We start from the raw sequence: 18,092 nt of genomic DNA on the forward strand, positions 1-18,092 counted from the left end.
ACCGATCGGTAACAACCCCTGGCGCCCCCGTACGGCCGGCTCTATCTTTCGCTCATGCCGAACCTGCCCGACGTGGTGCTGTGGTCCATACCCGCCTTCGTGCTGCTCACGGTCATCGAGGTGGTGAGCTACCGGATCCGTCCCGACGACGAGGCCGCCGGCTACGAGGCCAAGGACGCCGCCACCAGCATCACCATGGGTCTGGGCAGCCTCGGCTTCGACCTCCTCTGGAAGGTCCCCGTCGTCGCCGTCTACGGCGCGGTGTACGAACTGACCCCGCTGCGCGTGCCGTTCCTCTGGTGGACCGTCCCCCTCATGCTCCTCGCGCAGGACTTCTGCTACTACTGGCAGCACCGCGGCCACCACGTCGTCCGCCTCCTGTGGGCCTCCCACGTGGTCCACCACAGCAGCCGGAAGTTCAACCTCTCCACCGCCCTGCGGCAGCCCTGGACCGGCGCCACCTCCTGGCCCTTCTACCTCCCGCTGGTCGCCCTCGGCATGCACCCGGCGGCCCTGGCCTTCTGCTACTCGGTCAACCTCGTCTACCAGTTCTGGATCCACACCGAGCGGATCGGGAAGCTGCCCCGCCCCGTCGAGTACCTCTTCAACACCCCCTCCCACCACCGCGTCCACCACGCCTCCCAGGGCGGCTACCTGGACCGGAACTTCGGCGGGATCCTCATCCTCTGGGACCGCCTCTTCGGCTCCTGGACGGGCGAGACGGTCAGGCCCGTCTACGGCCTGACCAAGAACATCACCACCTACAACCCGCTGCGCGTCGCCACCCACGAGTACGCCGCCATCGCCCGCGACGTACGGGCCGCCGCCTCCTGGCGCGAGCGCGCCGGCCGCCTCCTCGCCGGCCCCGGCTGGCAGCCGCGGCCGGCCCCCACCGCCGCCGCCGAAACCGCCCCCGCCCCTGCCGCCCCCACGGAGTCCCCCGCATGACCGCCCCAGCCCCCTCCGCCCCGCGCCCCGCCGGCCCCCGGATCCCCTCCTGGGCCCAGCCCCGGCTCGCCGGGCGGCGCGAGAGCGTCGGCCGCGCCCTGCTGTACGCCTTCGGCGCCGCGAGCGCCCTCGACCTGGTCGCGCTGCTGGCCGGCTGGCACCCCGGACACCTGGTCGCCAAGCCCCTGCTGATGCCGCTGCTCGTGGCGTACGTACTCACCCGGCGCGCCCCCCGCCTGCTGGTCGCGGCCCTCGCGTTCGGCTGGGGCGGCGACGTGGCCCTGCTCTTCGACGCCGACCTCGCCTTCCTCGTCGGCATGGCCTCCTTCGCCCTCGGCCACGTCTGCTACCTCCTCCTCTTCGGCACGGGCCCCGGCAGGGACCGCGTCCACCCGCTCGTCTGCACCGGGTACGCCGTCGCGCTCGTCACCACCGTCGCCCTGCTCTGGTCCGACCTCCCGGCCGGGCTGCGCGGCCCCGTCGCCGGGTACAGCCTGCTGCTCACCGCGATGGCCTGCCGGTCCGGCGCCCTGGGCCGCACCGCCGCCGCGGGCGGAGCACTCTTCCTGCTCTCCGACACCCTGATCGCGACCGGTGTCGCCGAGTGGCCCCAGCCGCCCGGCCCCGACTTCTGGATCATGGCCACGTACCTGGCGGCCCAGTACCTGCTGGCCACCGGAGCCCTCTCCGCGCAGCGGGGCGTACGGTAGGGAGGTCACACCCCGACACCCCCGACCCACCCCGAGGAACGCCGAACATGCGCGCCACCGTCATCCACGCCCCGCACGACATCCGCGTGGAGGAGGTGCCGGACGCCGCCGTACGCGAGCCGAAGGACGCCGTCGTCCGCGTCCTGCGCGCCTGCATCTGCGGCAGTGACCTGTGGGCCTACCGCGGCGAGGCACAGCGCCGGCCCGGGCAGCGCATCGGCCACGAGTTCCTCGGCATCGTCGAGGAGACCGGCTCCGAGGTCTCGGGCTTCCGCGCCGGCGACCTGGTCGTCGCGCCCTTCATGTGGTCCGACGGCGTCTGCGACTACTGCACCGAGGGCCTGCACACCTCCTGCGTGCACGGCGGCTTCTGGGGCTCGGTCGGCTACGACGGCGGCCAGGGCGAGGCCGTCCGCGTCCCGCACGCCGACGGCACGCTCGTGAAGCTGCCCGCCGACGCGGCCTCCGACGACCACCTGCTCACCGCCCTGCTCGCCCTCTCGGACGTCATGGGCACCGGCCACCACGCGGCACTGGGCGCCGGGGTCCGCGAGGGCGCCACCGTCGCCGTGGTCGGCGACGGCGCGGTCGGGCTGTGCGGTGTGCTCGCCGCCCGGCGACTGGGCGCCGGCCGCATCATCGCCATGGGCCGGCACGCCGCCCGTACCGACATCGCCAAGCTGTTCGGCGCGACCGACGTCGTCGCCGAGCGCGGCGAGGCCGCCGAGGCCGCCGTGCGCGAGCTGACGGGCGGTCAGGGCGCGCACTGCGTCATCGAGGCCGTCGGCACCGAGCAGTCCATGCGGACCGCCGTGAACATCACCCGCGACGGCGGGGCCGTCGGCTACGTCGGCGTCCCGCACGGCAGCGGCACCGGCCTGGACCTCGGCGTGATGTTCGACCGCAACATCACCCTGCGCGGTGGCGTGGCACCGGTCCGCGCGTACCTGCCCGAGCTGCTGAAGGACGTCCTCGACGGCACCATCGACCCGTCCCCGGTCTTCGACCGCGCCGTCTCCCTCGACGAGGTGCCGGACGGCTACCGCGCGATGGACGACCGCAGCGCCCTGAAGGTCCTCATCAAGCCCTGACCGGTCCCGGACACGGCGAAGGGCCCGGGCGGGATCGGATCCCGCCCGGGCCCTTCGTGTTCCGTCATCCGGCTCCTGCCGGCGCCGGCGGTGTGCCGGCGCCGTCCCTCCAGAGAGCCGTGGTCCCGTCAGCCCGGTCCCGGTCCCGTTCCCGGGGCCGTTGCCCGACTGCTACTCGACGGCGCGCAGCGCGTTGACGATGCCCGCGCCGTAGTAGCCCGTCTGGGTGCCGTACGACTCGCAGGTGGTCGCGTCGATCAGCGCACCGGCGGCGTTGTAGATCTTCTCCGGGCACTCGGCCTGGTCGGCCTGCGCCTTCATCAGACCCTGCACCTGACCCGGCGTCAGCCAGGGGCGCTTGCTCTTGATGAGCGCGGCGACGGCGGCCACGTGCGGACCGGCCATCGAGGTGCCCTGCTTGTAGCCGTAGCCGCCGCCCGGGATGGTCGACAGCACGCGGCCGTTCTTGTCCGGGGTGTCCGGGATCTGCCACTTGTCGCCGCCGGGGCCGGCGACGTCGATGACACCGAGGCCGTAGCTCGAGTAGTACGAGCGCAGGCCCTGGACACCCGTGGCCGAGACCGAGACGACGCCCGGGAGCTGCGTGGGCAGGTCCAGGCACTTGCTCGGGTCGATCGTGCGGGGCACCGGGGTGGTGTCGTTCGGGCTGGTGGTGTCCTCGATCGAGTCCGCCGCCAGGTCCCAGTTCGAGTTGCCGGCGGAGGCCACGTTCAGCGTGCCCTTGCGCTCGGCGTACTTCGTGGCGCGGCCGATGGCCTCGACCAGGGCCTTCTGGTCCGCGTCGTCCTTGCAGTTGAAGTACCACGGGTCGACGTAGTAGCTGTTGTTCGTGACCTCGATGCCGTGGTCCGCGGCGAAGACGAAGCCGCAGACGACCGCCTCGGTGTAGAACAGGCTGGTGGCGGGCTCGGAGACCTTGATGCCCGCGACCTTCACGCCCGGCGCGACACCGCTGATGCCGATGCCGTTGCGCGCGGCGGCGATGGTGCCCGCCACGTGCGTGCCGTGGTCGCTGCCGTCCGCGTACGGGCGCCAGGCGCCGTCCGTGGTGTCCGCGACGCCGCCGACACAGTTGGCCGACTGCTCCTTGGAGAAGTTCGGGGCCAGATCGGGGTGGGTGTCGTCGACACCCGTGTCGATGACGCCGACCGTGACCGACTGGCTGCCATCGTTGATCTTGTGCGCCTCGTCGGCCTTGATCGTCCGCAGGTCCCACTGGTTGGGCTCCAGCGGCTCCTCGCCCGGGGCGGCCTCGGCGGCCGCCTTGGCGGCGTCCTCCGCGCTCAGCACCTGGGTGGCGCCCTCGTCCGTGGTCTGCACGACCGACAGCGGGGCCGTACGGGTGGCGCCCGCGGAGCTCACGCCCTTGACGGCGCGGATCTGCTGGGCGAAGTCGGGGTTCTGGGAGTGCGCGACGATGACGCCGATCTGCTCATAGGCCGTCACCACGGTGCCGCCGGCCAGTTCGATCGCGCGCTGCACGTGCTTCGACGTGCCGGGGCCGTAGCGGTCGACGTTCACCACGTACGAGAGCTTGGGGCCGGTGGTGTCGGAGGCGGCCGCGGTGACCTCGTCCAGGGTGGCGGCGGAGGCCGACACCGAGGGCAGGAAACCGAGCGAGGCCGTGAGCGCCAGGCCGACCGGCAGCGCGAGGGCGCGCCGTCGTCTGGATCCCAGATGAGCCATGGGTTCTCCACATCATCCGTGAAAAAGCCGTCCTCACGCAGGTCGCGTTGGACGGGTACATGACGAGTGAAGCTAGCGCCGATCTTCCCGCACAAGCAATGAATTCCGAAAGAAAAATCGGGCGTTGAACCGTCCTGCCCCGTCAGCCGTGCCGTTGACAGGGGGAGGGCGCCATTCCGTCCCCCCTCGGAGGTCGTTTTGTCCGTCCCCACCGCACCCGCCCCGCAGGGAGAACCCGTGAGCACCGAAGCGCCCCCGCCCCGCAGCACCGTGGACGGCCGCCCGCCCGGCCCGTCCCCCGAGGAGTTCGCGGCCGTCCAGGACAGCCCGGAGTTCGCCGAGCTGCGCCGCTCGTACCGGTCCTTCGCCTTCCCCCTGACCGTGGCGTTCATCGCCTGGTACCTGCTGTACGTGCTGCTGTCCAACTACGCGGGCGGCTTCATGGGCGTCAAGCTCTACGGCAACGTGAACGTCGCCCTGGTCCTCGGCCTCGCCCAGTTCGCGACCACCTTCCTCATCGCCTGGTGGTACTCCCGGCACGCCGCGACCGCCCTGGACCCCAAGTCCGAGGCCATCAAGGCCCGCATGGAAGGCACGGAATGAGCCACCCCCTCCTCGCCCCGGCCGTCCCGCTCGCGACCGGATCGGCGACCGAGCACCGCCCCCTGATCATCACGCTCTTCGGGCTCTTCGTCGTCGCCACCCTGATCATCACCGTCTGGGCCGGCCGCCAGACCCGCGACGCCGCCGACTTCTACGCGGGCGGCCGGCAGTTCACCGGCTTCCAGAACGGCCTCGCCATCTCCGGCGACTACATGTCCGCCGCCTCGTTCCTCGGCATCGCCGGAGCCATCGCGCTCTTCGGCTACGACGGCTTCCTCTACTCCATCGGCTTCCTGGTGGCCTGGCTCGTCGCCCTGCTGCTGGTCGCCGAGCCCCTGCGCAACTCCGGCCGCTACACGATGGGCGACGTCCTCGCGTACCGGATGCGCCAGCGGCCCGTACGCACCGCCGCCGGCGTGTCGACCATCGTCGTCTCCATCTTCTATTTGCTCGCGCAGATGGCCGGTGCCGGCGTGCTCGTCTCCCTGCTGCTGGGCATCACCAGCGACGGCGGGAAGGTCGCGATCGTCGCCCTGGTCGGCGTACTCATGATCGTCTACGTGACGATCGGCGGCATGAAGGGCACCACCTGGGTCCAGATGGTCAAGGCCGTCCTGCTGATCGCCGGGGCCCTGCTCATCACCTTCCTGGTGCTCCTCAAGTTCGACTTCAGCGTCTCCGAGCTGCTCGGCAGGGCCGCGGAGAACAGCGGCAAGGGCTCCGCCTTCCTGGAGCCCGGCCTGAAGTACGGCGCCACCGCGCTCTCCAAGCTCGACTTCATCTCCCTCGGCATCGCCCTCGTCCTCGGCACCGCCGGCCTGCCGCACATCCTGATCCGCTTCTACACCGTCCCCACGGCCAAGGCCGCCCGGAAGTCGGTGAACTGGGCCATCGGCATCATCGGCGCCTTCTACCTGATGACCATCGCCCTCGGCTTCGGCGCCGCCGCCCTGCTCGACCGGGACGCGATCATCGCCTCCAACAAGGCGGGCAACACCGCGGCGCCCATGCTCGCCGAGGCGGTCGGCGGCGGGGCCGGTTCCACCGGCGGCGCCGTCCTGCTGGCCGTCATCTCCGCCGTGGCCTTCGCGACCATCCTCGCCGTGGTCGCCGGCCTCACCCTGGCCTCCTCCTCGTCCTTCGCCCACGACCTCTACGCCAACGTGATTCGCAAGGGCAACGCCACCGAGAAGGAAGAGGTACGGGCCGCCCGTTGGGCCACCGTCGGCATCGGCGCCGTCGCCATCGGCCTCGGCGCACTCGCCCGCGACCTCAACGTCGCCGGCCTCGTCGCACTCGCCTTCGCCGTGGCCGCCTCCGCCAACCTGCCGACGATCCTCTACAGCCTCTTCTGGAAGCGCTTCACGACCCAGGGCGCCCTCTGGTCGATTTACGGCGGCCTGATCTCGTCGGTCGTCCTGGTGCTCTTCTCGCCGGTCGTCTCCGGCAAGCCCACCTCGATGTTCAAGGACGCCGACTTCGCCTGGTTCCCCCTGGAGAACCCCGGCATCATCTCCATCCCCCTGGGCTTCCTGCTCGGCTGGCTCGGCACCGTGCTCTCCAAGGAGCCGGCCGACCCGCAGAAGTACGCCGAGCTGGAGGTCCGCTCCCTCACCGGCACCGGAGCCCACTGACACCGCCCGTACACCCAGCGTGACCGCGTCGTACTTCTCTACGACGCGGTCGCGCCACGTCTCGTTCCTTTGGGCACCTCTCCCTGTAACACGCGTCGCGTAGGCTCGAACATGTAGTGATCCTCTACAGATTCCGGACACGGGAGGGGGCCCACAGTGCTCATCGACACCTTCGGCCGAGTGGCCACTGACCTGCGTGTCTCGCTCACCGACCGGTGCAACCTGCGCTGCACGTACTGCATGCCGGAAGAAGGCCTGCAGTGGCTGGGCAAGTCCGACCTGCTGAGCGACGACGAGATCGTCCGCCTGGTCCGGATCGCCGTCACCCACCTCGGCATCACCGAGGTCCGCTTCACCGGCGGCGAGCCCCTGCTCCGCCCCGGCCTGGTCGGCATCGTGGAGCAGTGCGCCGCCCTGGAGCCGCGCCCCAGGATGTCCCTCACCACCAACGGCATCGGCCTCAAGCGCACCGCCGCGGCCCTCAAGGCCGCCGGCCTCGACCGCGTGAACGTGTCGCTCGACACCCTGCGCCCCGAGGTCTTCAAGACCCTCACCCGCCGCGACCGCCACCACGACGTGATCGACGGCATGGCCGCCGCCCGCGATGCCGGCCTCACCCCGGTCAAGGTCAATGCCGTCCTGATGCCCGGCCTCAACGCCGACGAGGCCCCCGACCTGCTGGCCTGGGCCGTCGCGGAGGGCTACGAACTGCGCTTCATCGAGCAGATGCCGCTGGACGCCCAGCACGGCTGGAAGCGCGACGGCATGATCACCGCGGGGGACATCCTCGCCTCGCTGCGCACCCGCTTCACCCTCACCGAGGAAGGCGCCGACGAGCGCGGCTCCGCCCCCGCCGAGCGCTGGATTGTCGACGACGGCCCGGCGACCGTGGGTGTCATCGCCTCCGTCACCCGGCCCTTCTGCGGGGCCTGCGACCGGACCCGGCTCACTGCGGACGGCCAGGTGCGCACCTGCCTGTTCGCCACCGAGGAGTCGGACCTGCGCGGCGCGCTGCGCTCGGGCGCCCCGGACGAGGAGATCGCCCGCCTGTGGAAGGTGGCGATGTGGGGGAAGAAGGCCGGCTCCGGACTCGACGACCCGTCCTTCCTCCAGCCCGAGCGGCCGATGTCAGCGATCGGCGGCTGACCACTCCGCCAGGGACACCACGTCCTTGAGGAACCCCCGCACGCCCAGGAACTGCGAGAGGTGTTCGCGGTGCTCCTCACACGCCAGCCACGTCTTGCGGCGGTCCGGCGTGTGCAGCTTCGGGTTGTTCCAGGCGAGCACCCAGACGGCGGGCGCGCGGCAGCCCTTGGCGGAGCAGACGGGGGCGGAGTTCTCGTCGGGGCCCTGATCGGCGAAGAGGTTCACGCCTCAACCCTAGAAGATCCGGAAACGACGACGCCGAGCAGCCACGGGGGGAGCTGCCCGGCGTCGGTCTGTCGCTCCGACGGGGGATGCGGAGCGCGTAGGCAGTATGTCACGCAGGACCCGGTGCGGTGCACCGGAACTTCATGATTGATCTGAGCTTTTCTTGAGGTTTCCCGCCTCCAGCGCCGGACGCACCGGCGCCGGGACGAAGTGGGAGGGCAGCGAAGGCGCCCGTTCGCGGCCCGCGTTGGCGATGACCACCGCCACGTAGGGGAGCAGCGCGCCCGCGACCAGCGTCACGACCGCGATGTGCCGCTCCACGTTCCAGAGCACCACCGTGAGGATCACCGAAATGGTCCGGATGCCCATGGAGATGACGTAACGGCGCTGGCGGCCGCGCACGTCCTCGGCCAGTCCCTGCCGGGCCCCGGTGATCCGGAAGACCTCGGCTCCGTTCCGCTTCCGCATCGTTCCACCACCCGTTCCGCACGCCGGACACTCCCTTGGCCGGACACCCCTCCACGGTACGCCGGGCCCGCCGGAGCGAGGAGAGGGGGGTACCGCCAACGGCGCAGGCCCCCTCCCGGGTCCCCCGGCCGGGCGCGCCCGACATGCGGCGCCCGGCGGACGGGACGAGACTGGCCGCACATGCGCATCAGCGCACGCGAGGAGGGCGAGATGAGCTGGTTGTGGGCGATCATCGTCGGATTCGTGCTGGGTCTGATTGCCAGGGCCGTCCTGCCCGGCAAGCAGCACCAGCCGCTCTGGCTGACCACGGTGTTCGGCATCCTGGGCGGTGTCCTCGGCAACGCGGTCGCCGGCTGGATCGGGGTCGCCGAGACCCGGGGCATCGACTGGACACGCCACCTGCTCCAGCTGGCCGGGGCCGTCGCGGTCGTGGGACTCGGCGACATGCTCTACCTGCAGCTCCGCGGCAAACGCCGGACCGCCTAGCCCGGCGCGGGCGCGGCGAGGGGGCCGGCCCGGACATTCACGTCCGGGCCGGCCCCCTCGTCGTACTCCGATGGTCCTGCGGCCCGATCAGCCGGTGACCTCCACCGCGGCCAGGCTCTTCTTGCCCCGGCGCAGCACCAGCCAGCGGCCGTGCAGCAGGTCCCCCTTGGCGACGGCGGCCTCCTCGGAGGCGACCTTGGCGTTGTTCACGTACGCGCCGCCCTCCTTGACCGTCCGCCGCGCGGCCGACTTGCTCGCGACCAGGCCGGTCTCCGCGAACAGGTCGACGACCAGGCCGGGCTCCGCCACCTTGGCGTGCGGCAGCTCCGACAGGGCGGCGGCCAGCGTCGCCTCGTCCAGCTCCGCCAGGTCGCCCTGGCCGAACAGCGCCCTCGACGCCGCGATCACGGCCGCGCACTGGTCCGCGCCGTGCACCAGCGCCGTCAGCTCCTCGGCGAGCGCCCGCTGCGCGGCGCGCGCCTGCGGCCGCTCGGCGGTCTGCGCCTCCAGCGCCTCCAGCTCCTCGCGGCTCTTGAAGGACAGGATGCGCATGTACGTCGAGATGTCCCGGTCGTCCACGTTCAGCCAGAACTGGTAGAACGCGTACGGCGTGGTCATCTCCGGGTCCAGCCAGACGGCGCCGCTCTCGGTCTTGCCGAACTTGGTGCCGTCCGCCTTGACCATCAGCGGCGTCGCCAGCGCGTGGACCTGCGCCTCCGGCTCCAGCTTGTGGATCAGATCGAGGCCGGCCACCAGGTTGCCCCACTGGTCGGACCCGCCCTGCTGGAGGGTGCAGCCGTACCGGCGGTACAGCTCCAGGAAGTCCATGCCCTGGAGCAGCTGGTAGCTGAACTCCGTGTAGCTGATGCCCTCCTGCGACTCCAGCCGGCGCGCGACCGAGTCCTTGGTGAGCATCTTGTTGACCCGGAAGTGCTTGCCGATGTCCCGCAGGAACTCGATCGCGGACAGCCCGGCCGTCCAGTCGAGGTTGTTCACCATGACCGCCGCGTTCTCGCCCTCGAAGGACAGGTACGGCTCGATCTGGCCGCGCAGCCGGTTCACCCAGTTCGCGACCGTCTCCGGGTCGTTCAGCGTGCGCTCGGCGGTCGGCCGCGGGTCACCGATCTGCCCGGTGGCCCCGCCGACCAGCGCCAGCGGCCGGTGACCGGCCTGCTGGAGCCGCCGGACGGTCAGCACCTGCACCAGGTGGCCGACGTGGAGCGAGGCCGCGGTCGGGTCGAAGCCGCAATAGAACGTGACCGGGCCGTCCGCGAACGCCTTGCGCAGCGCGTCCTCGTCGGTGGACTGGGAGAACAGTCCGCGCCACTTCAGTTCGTCGACGATGTCCGTCACGATCTCTCGACTCCTCGATCAGCTGGGAAAACTACAAAATCGCGCCCGGATCAGTCTATGGGCGTCACACGCCCTTGCTGACCGAGCTCATGTTGAAGTCCGGAATGCGCAGCGCGGGCATCGCGGCCCTGGTGAACCAGTCGCTCCACTCGCGCGGCAGGGTCCGCTCCGTCCGCCCGGCCTCCGTGGCCCGTGACAGCAGGTCCACCGGCGACTCGTTGAAGCGGAAGTTGTTGACCTCGCCCACGACCGCGCCGTTCTCCACCAGGTACACGCCGTCCCGGGTCAGGCCGGTCAGCAGCAGCGTCGCCGGGTCGACCTCGCGGATGTACCAGAGACAGGTCAGCAGCAGACCCCGCTCGGTGGCGGCCACCATCTCGTCCAGGGACTTCTCGCCGCCCCCGTCCAGGATCAGGTTCCCGAAGCCCGGCGCCTGCGGGAGGCCCGTCAGCGCCGCGGTGTGCCGGGTGGTGGTGAGGTGGGACAGCTCGCCGCGCCGCACCCACTCCACCTCCGGCACCGGCAGACCGTTGTCGAACACCGACGCGTCGTCCCCGGAGCTGTGCGCGATCACGAACGGCGCCGACTCCAGGCCCGGCTCCGACGGGTCGCTGCGCAGCGTCAGCGGCAGCTCGGTCAGCCGCTCGCCGAGCCGGGTGCCGCCGCCCGGCTTCGAGAACACCGTCCGGCCCTCCACCGCGTCCCGCGCCGACGCCGACCACATCTGGTAGATCAGCAGGTCCGCCACCGCCGTCGGCGGCAGCAGCGTCTCGTACCGCCCGGCCGGCAGCTCGATCCGCCGCTCCGCCCAGCCCAGCCGTACGGCCAGCTCCGCGTCCAGCGCCGCCGGGTCCACGTCCTTGAAGTCCCGCGTGGCGCGCCCGGCCCAGGCCGACCGCTGCCGGTCCGGCGACTTGGCGTTCAGCTCCAGCGTGCCGTTGGGCTGGTCGTGGCGCAGCCGCAGCCCCGTCGACGTCCCCACGTACGTGGAGACCAGCTCGTGGTTGGCGAAGCCGTACAGCTCACGGCCGCCCGCCCGGGCCCGGGCGAAGGCCTCGCCCAGCGCCGGGGCGAAGTCCCCGAACACCGCGGACGAGGTCTCGGCCGGCGCCTCCGTGAAGTCCGCCGACACCGGCACGCCGGTCACCAGCGGCTGGGCGTCCTCGGCGGCGCCCGCGCCCCGGGCGGCCGCCTCGGCCGCCCGTACCAGCGGCTCCAGGTCGGCCTCCGTGACCGCGGACCGGGAGACCACGCCCGAGGCGGTGCCCTCCTTGCCGTCCACCGTCGCGATCACCGTGAGCGTACGGCCGCGGGTGACGCCGTTGGTGGTCAGCGCGTTCCCCGCCCAGCGCAGGTTGGCCGTCGACTCCTCGTCGGCGATCACCACGCAGCCGTCTGCCGTGGACAGCTCCAGGGCCCGCTCGACGATCTCGTGGGGCTTCGTGCTCCGGGTCATCGACCGGCCTCCTGCGTGGTGTTCAAGATGTTGACGCCGCGGAACAGCGCGGACGGGCAGCCGTGCGACACGGCCGCGACCTGCCCCGGCTGGGCCTTGCCGCAGTTGAAGGCACCGCCCAGCACGTACGTCTGCGGGCCGCCGACAGCCTCCATGGAGCCCCAGAAGTCGGTGGTCGTCGCCTGGTACGCCACGTCCCGCAGCTGGCCCGCCAGCCGCCCGTTCTCGATCCTGAAGAACCGCTGGCCGGTGAACTGGAAGTTGTACCGCTGCATGTCGATCGACCAGGACCGGTCGCCGACCACGTAGATGCCCCGCTCGACCCCGCCGATCAGGTCCTCCGTGGACAGCCCGCCCGGGTCCGGCGCCAGCGAGACGTTGGCCATCCGCTGTACCGGGACGTGCCCGGGGGAGTCCGCGTACGCGCAGCCGTTCGACCGGCCCAGGCCGGTCAGCTTCGCGATGCGCCGGTCCAGCTGGTAGCCGACCAGCGTGCCGTCCTTCACCAGGTCCCAGGACTGCGCCTCGACGCCCTCGTCGTCGTACCCGATGGTCGCCAGGCCGTGCTCGGCCGTCCGGTCGCCCGTCACGTTCATGATCGGCGAACCGTAGACCAGCTTGCCCAGCTGGTCGAAGGTGGCGAAGGAGGTGCCCGCGTACGCTGCCTCGTAGCCCAGCGCGCGGTCCAGCTCGGTGGCGTGCCCGATGGACTCGTGGATGGTCAGCCACAGGTTCGACGGGTCGACCACCAGGTCGTACCGGCCGGCCTCCACGCTCGGCGCGCGCATCTTCTCCGCCAGCAGCGACGGGATGCGCTCCAGCTCGTCGTCCCAGTCCCAGCCGGTGCCGGTCAGGTACTCCCAGCCGCGGCCGGCCGGCGGCGCCAGCGTCCGCATCGAGTCGAACTCGCCGCTCTTGTCGTCCACCGCCACCGCGGTGATCGAGGGGTGCACCCGCACGCGCTGCTGCGTCGTGACGGTGCCCGCGGTGTCCGCGTAGAACTTGTTCTCGTGCACGGCGAGCAGCGCGGCGTCCACGTGCGCCACCCCGTCCGCCCGCAGCAGCCGGGAGCTCCAGTCGGCCAGCAGCGCCGACTTCTCCTCGTCCGGCACGGAGAAGGGGTCGACGTCGTACGCGGACACCCAGGTCCGGTCGGCGTGCACCGGCTCGTCCGCCAGCTCCACCCTCTCGTCGGACCCCGCCGCCTTGATCACCTTCGCGGACAGCTGCGCCATGGCGACGGCCTGCGAGGCCACCCGGGCCGCGCCGTCCATGGTCAGGTCCACGCCCGAGGCGAAGCCCCAGCTGCCGCCGTGCACCACCCGTACGGCGTATCCGAGGTCGGTGGTGTCCGAGGAGCCGGACGGCTTCGCGTCCCGCAGCCGCCACGAGGCGCTGCGGATCCGCTCCAGCCGGAAGTCGGCGTGCTCGGCGCCCAGGGCACGGGCGCGCGCGAGCGCCGCGTCGGCGAGCGCGCGCAGCGGCAGCGCTGTGAACGACGCGTCGATGGAATGAGGCACGGATGTCCTCCTGTGGTCGGGACCGGTCGCCCCGATCATGTCGCTTTCGCGGCCCGCTTGCCTACCGCTTTCTGTAGGGACTCGACAGAGCCCGTCACGATGCCCTGTCGAGGCCCGATTCCTCGTACGCACGACCGGACCGATAGGTTTCCGGTATCCAGACAGCTAGGGAAAGGGTGATCCGTTGAGCCGCTCGGTTCTCGTCACCGGAGGAAACCGGGGCATCGGCCTCGCCATCGCCCGCGCCTTCGCCGAGTCCGGCGACAAGGTCGCGATCACGTACCGCTCGGGCGAGCCCCCGCAGGAGCTCACCGGTCTCGGTGTCCTGGCGGTGCGGTGCGACATCACCGATCCCGAGCAGGTGGAGCAGGCCTACAAGGAGATCGAGGAGAAGCACGGAGCGGTCGAGGTGCTGGTGGCCAACGCCGGCATCACCAAGGACCAGCTCCTGATGCGCATGTCCGAGGACGACTTCACCTCCGTCCTCGACACCAACCTCACCGGCACCTTCCGGGTCGTCAAGCGCGCCAACCGCGGCATGCTGCGCGCCAAGAAGGGCCGCGTCGTCCTGATCTCCTCGGTCGTGGGCCTGCTGGGCTCCGCCGGGCAGGCGAACTACGCCGCCTCCAAGGCCGGCCTCGTCGGCTTCGCCCGCTCCCTCGCCCGCGAGCTGGGCTCCCGCAACATCACCTTCAACGTCGTCGCGCCCGGCTTCGTCGACACCGACATGACGAAGGTGCTCACCGACGAGCAGCGCGCCGGGATCGTCTCCCAGGTCCCGCTGGGCCGCTACGCGCAGCCCGAGGAGATCGCCGCGGCCGTAAGCTTCCTGGCCTCCGACGAAGCCTCTTACATCACCGGAGCCGTCATTCCCGTTGACGGCGGATTGGGCATGGGTCACTGATCACATGAGCGGAATTCTCGACGGCAAGCGCATCCTCATCACGGGTGTGCTGATGGAGTCCTCCATCGCCTTCCACGCCGCCAAGCTGGCCCAGGAGCAGGGCGCCGAGGTCATCCTGACCGCTTTCCCCCGGCCCACGCTGACCGAGCGCATCGCCCGGAAGCTCCCCAAGCCCGCCAAGGTCATCGAGCTGGACGTCACCAACGACGAGCACCTCGGCCGCCTGGAGCAGCTCGTCCGCGACGAGCTCGGCGGCCTCGACGGCGTCCTGCACTCCATCGGCTTCGCCCCGCAGGACGCGCTCGGCGGCAACTTCCTGAACACCCCGTTCGAGTCGGTCGCCACCGCCATGCACGTCTCGGCGTTCTCGCTGAAGTCGCTGACCATGGCCTGCAAGCCGCTGTTCCCCGCCGAGGGCGGCGCGGTCGTCGGCCTCACCTTCGACGCGCAGTTCGCCTGGCCGCAGTACGACTGGATGGGCCCGGCCAAGGCCGCGCTGGAGGCCACCAGCCGCTACCTGGCGCGCGACCTGGGCAAGGAGGGGATCCGCTGCAACCTGGTCTCCGCCGGCCCGATCGGCTCGATGGCCGCCAAGTCCATCCCGGGCTTCTCCGGCCTGGCCGACGTCTGGAACGACCGCTCCCCGCTGGAGTGGGACATGGCCGACCCGGAGCCGGCCGGCAAGGCCATCGTCGCCCTGCTGTCGGACTGGTTCCCGAAGACCACCGGCGAGATCGTGCACGTCGACGGCGGCGTCCACGCCATGGGTGCCTGATCCCGCACGGCTCCCCCGTACGGCCCAGCAGGGTCCGCGTACGCACCGGGCCGCGCCTCCTCCGGGAGGCGCGGCCCTCGCGTTTCGCGCAGACTGATCACGCCGGGAGGGGCCCGGCGTACTGCGGGAGGGAGGTACGGGGTGCGTCCGAGGCCGAGCCGTTTCGCGTCGCTGCTGGTCACCTCCGCGGTGCTCACCGGCTTCCTGGCGCCGACGGCCGCCGCCCGCCCGTACGACGGCCCGTACGCCGGCCCTGACGCCGCCCCCGCGGCGGGGGACGGGGGAGCGCCGGCCGCGGTGGACGTGCGCGAGCTGCCCGAGGAGCCCCCGAGCCGGCCGGACCCGCCGCGGAGCCCGCGCGGCAGGGACCTCTTCGGCGCCGACTGCGACACCGAGGTCACCGGGTCGCGCGTCACCGCGTACTGCCACAACCGCTACCCGCGGACCGATCTGGTCCGGCTGCACGTCGAGTGCGAGCGCTGGTGGGACGTGGACAGCGACAGCGTGGCCGTGGCCGTGGCCCCCGCGGACCACGTCCAGCTCACCAGCCGGTGCTGGAAGGAGATCCGCTCGGCCTGGGTGAGCCACCAGCGGGGTTAGGCCGTCCCCGGACCCGTCTCCGGGCATGGCTCCGGGCCTGGCCCGGGCCCGTCCCCGGACCGTCAGTCCCGGTCGCGGCCGGGCGCGTGCCGCAGCCACTCGAAGGGGTAGCCGGCGGCCTCCGAGGCCGCCGCGTCCGCGTCCCCGCGCCGGATCGCCTCGACCAGCCGCGCGTGGTCCATGTGCGTGGCCGGGGTCAGCTCGGTGCCCACGTCGTCGCGCAGCCAGTCCCGCAGCAGGTCGCCGAGGTCGGAGTAGAGACCGATCAGCACGTCGTTGTGCGAGGCCGCCACCACCGCCATGTGCAGGCTGATGTCCGCGGCGACGAACAGCTCGGCGTCGCCCGAGTCCCAGGCCTCTTCCCGCCGCGCCAGCAGCGCGCCGAGCTGGGCGACGTCCCGCTCGGTGCGCCGCTCCGCCGCCAGCCGGGCCGCCGAGGACTCCAGCGTCGCCCGCAGCTCCGCGATGTGCCGCGGGTCCGCGTCCGCGAACCGCCGGTGCATCACCCCCGCCAGCTCGCTGGTCGCGATCACGTACGTGCCCGATCCCTGCCGGATGTCCAGCAGTCCGTTGTGCGCGAGGGCCCGTACGGCCTCGCGGACGGTGTTGCGGGCCACGCCCAGCAGCTCCACCAGCTCCGGTTCCGTCGGGATGCGCGAGCCCACCGGCCACTCGCCCGAGGTGATCTGGTTCCTGAGCTGGGCGATCACTTGGTCGACGAGCGCGGAGCGCCGGGGCGTGGTCAGCGGCATGGACCCCATCCTCCTCGAAAACGCCTTCTTCCAGAAACAGCCGGAGGTTGAATCCTCAACAGCAGACTGGACAACCAATCATCCCATGAATTTATAGTGGGGCATGCACGACGAAGAGACCCGCACCCTCGACCGCCCCACGGCGGCCCGCACCACCCCTGCCGAGGCCCCCGCGACCGACCGGGAGACCCCCTCCTGGCTCGGCCCCGTCCTCGTCGTCGCCATCGTCCTGGCCGCCCTCAACCTGCGCCCGGCGATCACCAGCCTCGGCGCCCTGCTGGAGGAGACCCGCGAGGGCCTCGGCATGAGCGGCACCGTCGCCGGCCTCCTCACCTCCATGCCGGCCCTCTGCTTCGCCGTCTTCGGCGTCACCGCGCCCCGGCTCTCCCGCCGCTTCGGCCCCGGCGCCGTGGTCTGCGCCGGCATGGCAGCCATCGCCGCGGGCATGGTCGTCCGCCCCTTTGCCGGCGGCACCGCCGGCTTCCTCGCCGCCAGCGCCCTCTCCCTCGCGGGCATCGCGCTCACCAACGTGCTGCTGCCGGTGATCGTCAAGCGCTGGTTCCCCGACCGCGTCGGCACCATGACCGGCCTGTACTCCATGGCCCTGGCCGTCGGGACCTCCCTGGCCGCCGCGGCCACCGTGCCCATGACCCAGGCCCTGGGCGGCAGTTGGCGCACCGGGCTGCTGATCTGGGCCGTCCTCGCCGTCGCCGCCGTGCTGCCCTGGCTGCCCGTGGCCCGGGAGGCCCGCCGCGAGCGCGCCGCCGCGGCGGCCCACGCCGGCGGGGCACCCGGGGGCGCGGGGTCCGCCCGTACCGCCGGTGCGCACCCCGAGGCGGCCGGCCCCCGCGTCATCCGCAGCCGCACCGCCTGGGCCCTCGCCGGCTACTTCGGCCTCCAGGCCACCGGCGCCTACGTGACCATGGGCTGGCTCCCGCAGATCTTCCGCGACGCCGGCGTCTCCGCGGGCACCGCAGGCGTGCTCCTCGCCGTCACCATGGTCATGGGCGTGCCCCTGGCCTTCGTCATCCCGCGACTCGCCGGCGCCGTCCGCAACCAGGGCGTCATCGCCCTCGCCCTCGGCCTCTTCGGCCTCACCGGATACGCGGGCCTCTACTTCGCCCCCGCCGCCGGAGCCTGGGTCTGGGCCGTCCTCCTCGGCGTCTCGAACTGCGCCTTCCCCCTGGCCATCACCATGATCGGGCTGCGCGCCCGGTCCGCCGCGGGCGTCGCCAAGCTGTCCGCCTTCGCCCAGAGCACCGGCTATCTGATCTCCATCCCGGGCCCCCTGGTCATCGGCGTGCTCTACCAGCACAGCGGCGGCTGGGACCTGCCCCTCGCCCTCATGGCCGGGCTGATGGTGCCCCAGATCGCCGTCGGCGTCCTGGCCGGCCGGGACCGCACGATCGAGGACGAATGCCGCATGGGAGACTGACCCCATGCCCGTGCTCGAACCGAACCCCCAGAACGGCCGCAAGAAGCTGGCCCTCGTCCTCGGCGCCATGTTCGGCGTCACCGTGATCGTGGCGATCATCGCCACCATCGCCGCGCCGTGATTTTTGGGCTCCTTCGCCTCCGGGCGCTGTAATGCTGGGGTGGGGGGGGGGGGGGGGGGGGGGGGGGGGGGGGGGGGGGGGGGGGGGGGGGGGGGGCGGGGGGGGCCGCGCCGGCGCCGCCGCCCCCCCCCCCCCCCGGCCCGCGCCGCCGCGCCCCC

At 72.1% G+C, this 18,092-nt stretch carries 19 protein-coding genes; 12 read left to right on the forward strand and 7 right to left on the reverse strand.

From position 1 onward, the window contains the following. The first annotated feature begins 54 nt into the window (after positions 1–54). The 3 genes from ACIF6F_RS03165 to ACIF6F_RS03175 are packed head-to-tail and all read left to right on the forward strand — an operon-like array spanning position 55 to position 2,749. The gene (locus ACIF6F_RS03165; RefSeq protein WP_399940387.1) at positions 55–948 is read left to right on the forward strand and encodes a sterol desaturase family protein; all 894 of its coding nucleotides are present in this window, start codon (positions 55–57) and stop codon (positions 946–948) included. Beyond that, entirely contained in the window at positions 945–1,658 is a 714-nt protein-coding gene (locus ACIF6F_RS03170) for a lysoplasmalogenase (protein ID WP_399940390.1), read from the forward strand. The genes ACIF6F_RS03165 and ACIF6F_RS03170 overlap by 4 nt, the downstream gene beginning before the upstream one ends. 47 nt (positions 1,659–1,705) lie before the next feature. Continuing rightward, on the forward strand, positions 1,706–2,749 hold the full coding sequence (locus tag ACIF6F_RS03175; RefSeq protein ID WP_399940393.1) for a zinc-dependent alcohol dehydrogenase family protein: 1,044 nt from the start codon (positions 1,706–1,708) through the stop codon (positions 2,747–2,749). 171 nt (positions 2,750–2,920) lie between these two features. Here the strand turns inward: ACIF6F_RS03175 and ACIF6F_RS03180 are convergent, their stop codons facing one another. Then, the gene (locus tag ACIF6F_RS03180; RefSeq protein ID WP_399940396.1) at positions 2,921–4,456 is read right to left on the reverse strand and encodes a S8 family peptidase; all 1,536 of its coding nucleotides are present in this window, start codon (positions 4,454–4,456) and stop codon (positions 2,921–2,923) included. A 237-nt stretch (positions 4,457–4,693) separates the two neighbouring features. On the opposite strand from ACIF6F_RS03180, the gene ACIF6F_RS03185 reads away from it, so the two are divergent. The 3 genes from ACIF6F_RS03185 to moaA all read left to right on the forward strand — a co-directional run bounded on the left by ACIF6F_RS03185 (position 4,694) and on the right by moaA (position 7,839). After that, positions 4,694–5,059 carry a DUF485 domain-containing protein gene (locus ACIF6F_RS03185; RefSeq protein ID WP_399940399.1) on the forward strand — a complete coding sequence of 122 codons (366 nt, stop codon included), beginning with the start codon at positions 4,694–4,696 and terminating at the stop codon, positions 5,057–5,059. Continuing rightward, positions 5,056–6,693 carry a cation acetate symporter gene (locus tag ACIF6F_RS03190; RefSeq protein WP_399940402.1) on the forward strand — a complete coding sequence of 546 codons (1,638 nt, stop codon included), beginning with the start codon at positions 5,056–5,058 and terminating at the stop codon, positions 6,691–6,693. Before ACIF6F_RS03185 ends, ACIF6F_RS03190 begins: the two co-directional genes overlap by 4 nt. 156 nt (positions 6,694–6,849) lie before the next feature. Beyond that, entirely contained in the window at positions 6,850–7,839 is a 990-nt protein-coding gene (gene moaA, locus ACIF6F_RS03195; RefSeq protein WP_399940405.1) for a GTP 3',8-cyclase MoaA, read from the forward strand. On the opposite strand, the gene ACIF6F_RS03200 is transcribed toward moaA, so the two are convergent. Both ACIF6F_RS03200 and ACIF6F_RS03205 read right to left on the reverse strand, forming a co-directional pair. Next, the gene (locus ACIF6F_RS03200; protein ID WP_399940408.1) at positions 7,822–8,064 is read right to left on the reverse strand and encodes a hypothetical protein; all 243 of its coding nucleotides are present in this window, start codon (positions 8,062–8,064) and stop codon (positions 7,822–7,824) included. The two genes, moaA and ACIF6F_RS03200, sit on opposite strands and share 18 nt — an antisense overlap. Positions 8,065–8,205: 141 nt before the next feature. After that, the gene (locus ACIF6F_RS03205) at positions 8,206–8,532 is read right to left on the reverse strand and encodes a DUF3099 domain-containing protein (RefSeq protein ID WP_399940410.1); all 327 of its coding nucleotides are present in this window, start codon (positions 8,530–8,532) and stop codon (positions 8,206–8,208) included. 210 nt (positions 8,533–8,742) lie between these two features. On the opposite strand from ACIF6F_RS03205, the gene ACIF6F_RS03210 reads away from it, so the two are divergent. Continuing rightward, positions 8,743–9,018 (forward strand): GlsB/YeaQ/YmgE family stress response membrane protein, encoded by a 276-nt coding sequence (locus ACIF6F_RS03210; RefSeq protein ID WP_399940573.1) that lies wholly within the window; start codon positions 8,743–8,745, stop codon positions 9,016–9,018. 87 nt (positions 9,019–9,105) lie between these two features. Here the strand turns inward: ACIF6F_RS03210 and tyrS are convergent, their stop codons facing one another. The 3 genes from tyrS to ACIF6F_RS03225 all read right to left on the reverse strand — a co-directional run bounded on the left by tyrS (position 9,106) and on the right by ACIF6F_RS03225 (position 13,347). Beyond that, positions 9,106–10,371, reverse strand: a complete 1,266-nt coding sequence (tyrS, locus tag ACIF6F_RS03215; protein WP_399940412.1) for a tyrosine--tRNA ligase — start codon at positions 10,369–10,371, stop codon at positions 9,106–9,108. A 64-nt stretch (positions 10,372–10,435) separates the two neighbouring features. After that, entirely contained in the window at positions 10,436–11,827 is a 1,392-nt protein-coding gene (locus ACIF6F_RS03220) for a metallopeptidase TldD-related protein (protein ID WP_399940415.1), read from the reverse strand. Next, positions 11,824–13,347, reverse strand: coding sequence for a TldD/PmbA family protein (locus tag ACIF6F_RS03225; protein ID WP_399940418.1), 1,524 nt, complete (start codon positions 13,345–13,347; stop codon positions 11,824–11,826). The genes ACIF6F_RS03220 and ACIF6F_RS03225 overlap by 4 nt, the downstream gene beginning before the upstream one ends. Positions 13,348–13,531: 184 nt before the next feature. On the opposite strand from ACIF6F_RS03225, the gene fabG reads away from it, so the two are divergent. The 3 genes from fabG (at position 13,532) to ACIF6F_RS03240 (ending at position 15,626) form a co-directional block, all read left to right on the forward strand. Further along, the gene (gene fabG, locus ACIF6F_RS03230; RefSeq protein ID WP_399940420.1) at positions 13,532–14,251 is read left to right on the forward strand and encodes a 3-oxoacyl-[acyl-carrier-protein] reductase; all 720 of its coding nucleotides are present in this window, start codon (positions 13,532–13,534) and stop codon (positions 14,249–14,251) included. Positions 14,252–14,255: 4 nt separating this feature from the next. Then, positions 14,256–15,026, forward strand: coding sequence for an enoyl-ACP reductase FabI (gene fabI / locus ACIF6F_RS03235; RefSeq protein ID WP_399940422.1), 771 nt, complete (start codon positions 14,256–14,258; stop codon positions 15,024–15,026). 141 nt (positions 15,027–15,167) lie between these two features. Next, entirely contained in the window at positions 15,168–15,626 is a 459-nt protein-coding gene (locus tag ACIF6F_RS03240) for a hypothetical protein (protein WP_399940425.1), read from the forward strand. A 62-nt stretch (positions 15,627–15,688) separates the two neighbouring features. Here the strand turns inward: ACIF6F_RS03240 and ACIF6F_RS03245 are convergent, their stop codons facing one another. Then, positions 15,689–16,378, reverse strand: a complete 690-nt coding sequence (locus tag ACIF6F_RS03245; RefSeq protein ID WP_399940428.1) for a FadR/GntR family transcriptional regulator — start codon at positions 16,376–16,378, stop codon at positions 15,689–15,691. Positions 16,379–16,481: 103 nt separating this feature from the next. Between ACIF6F_RS03245 and ACIF6F_RS03250 the strand changes: the two genes are divergently transcribed. Together ACIF6F_RS03250 and ACIF6F_RS03255 are read left to right on the forward strand one after the other, a co-directional pair. Then, positions 16,482–17,813, forward strand: a complete 1,332-nt coding sequence (locus tag ACIF6F_RS03250) for a CynX/NimT family MFS transporter (protein WP_399940431.1) — start codon at positions 16,482–16,484, stop codon at positions 17,811–17,813. A gap of 4 nt (positions 17,814–17,817) precedes the next feature. Then, the gene (locus tag ACIF6F_RS03255) at positions 17,818–17,934 is read left to right on the forward strand and encodes an SGM_5486 family transporter-associated protein (RefSeq protein ID WP_399940433.1); all 117 of its coding nucleotides are present in this window, start codon (positions 17,818–17,820) and stop codon (positions 17,932–17,934) included. The last annotated feature ends 158 nt before the right edge of the window (positions 17,935–18,092 follow it).

It is taken from the genome of Streptomyces sp. NPDC086023 (genome assembly GCF_044540325.1).
Taxonomy (GTDB): domain Bacteria; phylum Actinomycetota; class Actinomycetes; order Streptomycetales; family Streptomycetaceae; genus Streptomyces.